Genomic DNA, 3,164 nt, shown 5'->3' with positions numbered 1-3,164 from the left:
GCATTTAGAACTGAAGGATCCCATCCAGCACCTGCAGGATTTGGAGGATATAGGTTGAGTATACTAAGCGTATCTAAAATTGTGTTTCCTGAGCTTATAAAGAGTTTGCAGTCATTATGATTGTAATGTCCGTATTCAGTTCCCACTGAATGATTGATAAAGCTATACGTCAAGCCTTCTTTATTGATGATGAAATTCGCGCGTTGTCGTCCGCTGGTTTCAAAGTACTTTTCATCAATTTTGTTTTGTGCGAAAGTAAGAAGTAGGGTGAATAGACTTAAAAGACTTAGGATGGTTTTCATTTTGTCGGTGATTTTAAGACAATGATATATAATTTTAACTTTCTCTACAAATATTCACAAAATTTTCAATTAATCGAGCTCCCATATTTCCAGAAACTTCAGGGTGGAATTGTACTCCATAAAGCGGTCTTTCTCTGTGTTCCATGGCTTCGTTTACGCAAAGGTCAGATCCTCCCAAGAGTTTGAAACCTGGAGGTATGCTTATGCTTTCCGTATGATCCTCCATCATTAAAGTGTCCTTGGGGATAGATTTTAACAAAGGACTTTCTTCGTAGAAACTGATGGTTTGCCAGTCTCTATCTTCTTTTTCTAAAGCTGGAAACGCTCCGAATTCCATTCCTAGAATTTGATGACCGAAGCATACGCCTAGAACCGGTATTTCAATCTCCTTTACAAAGCTAAATGCCTCTAAATATGGATCTGGATTGACTTGTGATATAAGGATAGGGGCACCAGAAATAATAATACCCTTAAATTCACTTAAATCAGTTTTTCCAACATCATACATGGATACAGTAGTGTAATCCATATGATCGTTTACTATGTCTTCTAGGTAGGGTACTTTGTTAGATCCGCAGTTTACAATTAAAATCATTAGCTTACAGAATATTTGAACCAATGAAGGAAAGTTAAGAATACTTTTTTAAATTAGGGACTTGTATTATGTATACATAAAAAATCTACTATGGATCTTTCAAAAGTGAAACTTGCTCAAATGTTAAACATAGAAATGCCTATCATCATGGCTCCTATGTTTTTAGTGTCTAATGTGGCCATGTTAAAGTCGGCTGCAGAAAGTGGAATTACCGGTGCAATTCCTGCTTTAAATTTTAGAACAGTGGAGGAACTGAAAAGTGCTTTAGTAGAAATGAAAGCAGATGTGAAGGGTCCAATTGGTATTAATTTAATTGTAAACAAGAGTAATTTTTTATACAAGGAGCAATTAGAAGTATTGTGCGAAGTAGGGGTAGACTACATCATTACAAGTTTGGGGTCTCCCGAGGAAACCATTAAAAAAGCACATCAGCACGGAATCAAAGTTTTTTGTGATGTCACGGATGTGAAATATGCCAAAAAGGTGGAAGCTCTCGGTGCAGATGCCTTAATCGCTGTGAATCGTGAAGCAGGTGGGCATGCCGGAAATCTATCATATAAAGAGTTAATCCCTTTACTGAAAGAAAATTGTTCCATTCCAGTGATTTCTGCTGGGGGAGTGGCAACCGGACAACAGATGAAAGAAATTTTAGAACTCGGTGCTGATGGACTTTCTATGGGCTCTGTATTTATTGCCTCGGATGAAGCTGGAGTTTCTGATGAATACAAACAAGCCATTGTAGATTATGGAGCGGAGGATATAGTGATGACCACCAAACTTTCTGGGACTCCCTGTACAGTTATAAAAACTCCGTACGTTGAAAAAATTGGAACCCAACAAAATTGGTTAGAGCGACTGCTTAACAAGAACAAAAAATTGAAGAAGTGGTTCAAGGCATTTACTTTTTACAAGGGAATGAAAAAATTGAGAAGTGCTGCTTTTAGTGCAACCTATAAAACGGTTTGGTGTGCCGGACCTAGTATTGAGTATGTTAAAAAGATAGAACCCATTACTGCAATTGTAAATCGTTTAAAAGAAGAATACAATGCAGCCCGTTAAGGAAATATCGAAAGCAAAAATGCAACGTCAATTATGGATGTTGGGAGTTTTTAAAATTCCGATGTTGGCTTTTTGTAAACCAAAGCTTATTTCTATCTCAGAAAAAGAGGTAACCATTGGTATACGTCTTAGAAGAAGAACGAAAAACCATCTGGGGTCCATGTATTTTGGAGCCTTAAGTGTTGGAGCTGATGTTTCTGGTGGTATTTTGGCGTTTTACTTTGCGGAAAGATACGGACTAAAGATCTCCTTTGCCTTCAAATCCTTTGAAGCACAGTTTCATAAAAGAGCGGAGTCTGATATACAGTTTTACTGCAGTGAAGGTCAGAAAATAAAAGCTTTAGTAGAAAAAGCCAAAGCGCTTGGGGAGAGACAAAATGAAAAAGTAGAGATTTTGGCCAAAGACAAAAGTGGGACAATTGTGGCAAGTTTTGTTTTGGAGCTTTCAGTTAAAGTGAAATAAGCGTATTTTTGATTGTTGACTATGCAACTAATTCGTGAAAAATCACGTTTTTTAAGGAACTATTTAACAATTCAAACATCCAATGAGTAAACTACATTCACTCTTCATTCTACTCTTACTTTTTTCTTTTAGCTCAAGTTCTCTAGCCCAGTGTTTAGGACTCGATGAAGTAGACCTAGGTGTGGATACAACAATTTGTACGTATGATACATTAATCTTAGCCGGACCAAGTGGTTATGATTTCTATCAATGGAGTGAGCCTGTAGATAATGATTCTCTTTGGGTGAGTCAGTCAGGAACCTATACCCTAATGGCGGGTAATTACGGGAATACCAACTTAGTTCAACACGGAGATTTTGAAGGGGGAACAAACAATACAAGTAATAACTTTACCACAGATTATATTCCCGGACAGGGAGGTACTTGGGGGTTGCTTTCGAATGGTGGACAATATACCGTTTCTACAGACCCAAGTTTAACACACAGTAATTTTGTTACCTGTGGAGATCACACTTCAGGAAATGGAAATATGCTAGTGGCGAACGGTTCACACGTACCGAACACTACAGTTTGGAGACAAACGGTGAGTGTTAACCCAAACACAGGGTATTTATTTTCTTTTTGGGCTACAAACGTGGTAAATAGTACTGCAGTTTCTTACTTACAATTATACATAAACAATGTACCGATTGGAGATACCAATGTTACAACTACAGCTTGTAGCTGGGCAGAAATTGGTAGTTTG

Annotated in this window: 5 protein-coding genes; 3 read left to right on the top strand and 2 right to left on the bottom strand. The window is 37.6% G+C overall.

Annotated elements, in window-relative coordinates:
• Together AC22ZQ_RS13750 and AC22ZQ_RS13745 are read right to left on the bottom strand one after the other, a co-directional pair.
• Positions 1–302 (bottom strand): hypothetical protein (locus tag AC22ZQ_RS13750; RefSeq protein ID WP_318959338.1); only part of this gene is annotated, 302 nt, incomplete at its 3' end.
• A 34-nt stretch (positions 303–336) separates the two neighbouring features.
• On the bottom strand, positions 337–897 hold the full coding sequence (locus tag AC22ZQ_RS13745; RefSeq protein ID WP_318959337.1) for a type 1 glutamine amidotransferase: 561 nt from the start codon (positions 895–897) through the stop codon (positions 337–339).
• Positions 898–987: 90 nt separating this feature from the next.
• Between AC22ZQ_RS13745 and AC22ZQ_RS13740 the strand changes: the two genes are divergently transcribed.
• The 3 genes from AC22ZQ_RS13740 to AC22ZQ_RS13730 all read left to right on the top strand — a co-directional run.
• Positions 988–1,956, top strand: coding sequence for an NAD(P)H-dependent flavin oxidoreductase (locus AC22ZQ_RS13740; RefSeq protein ID WP_318959336.1), 969 nt, complete (start codon positions 988–990; stop codon positions 1,954–1,956).
• The gene (locus AC22ZQ_RS13735; RefSeq protein ID WP_318959335.1) at positions 1,943–2,419 is read left to right on the top strand and encodes a PaaI family thioesterase; all 477 of its coding nucleotides are present in this window, start codon (positions 1,943–1,945) and stop codon (positions 2,417–2,419) included. Before AC22ZQ_RS13740 ends, AC22ZQ_RS13735 begins: the two co-directional genes overlap by 14 nt.
• Positions 2,420–2,501: 82 nt before the next feature.
• Positions 2,502–3,164: hypothetical protein (locus AC22ZQ_RS13730; RefSeq protein WP_318959334.1), on the top strand; the 663-nt coding region annotated here is incomplete at its 3' end.

Source organism: Lishizhenia sp., from assembly GCF_057456495.1.
This window is presented reverse-complemented; position numbering and strand designations above follow the sequence as displayed.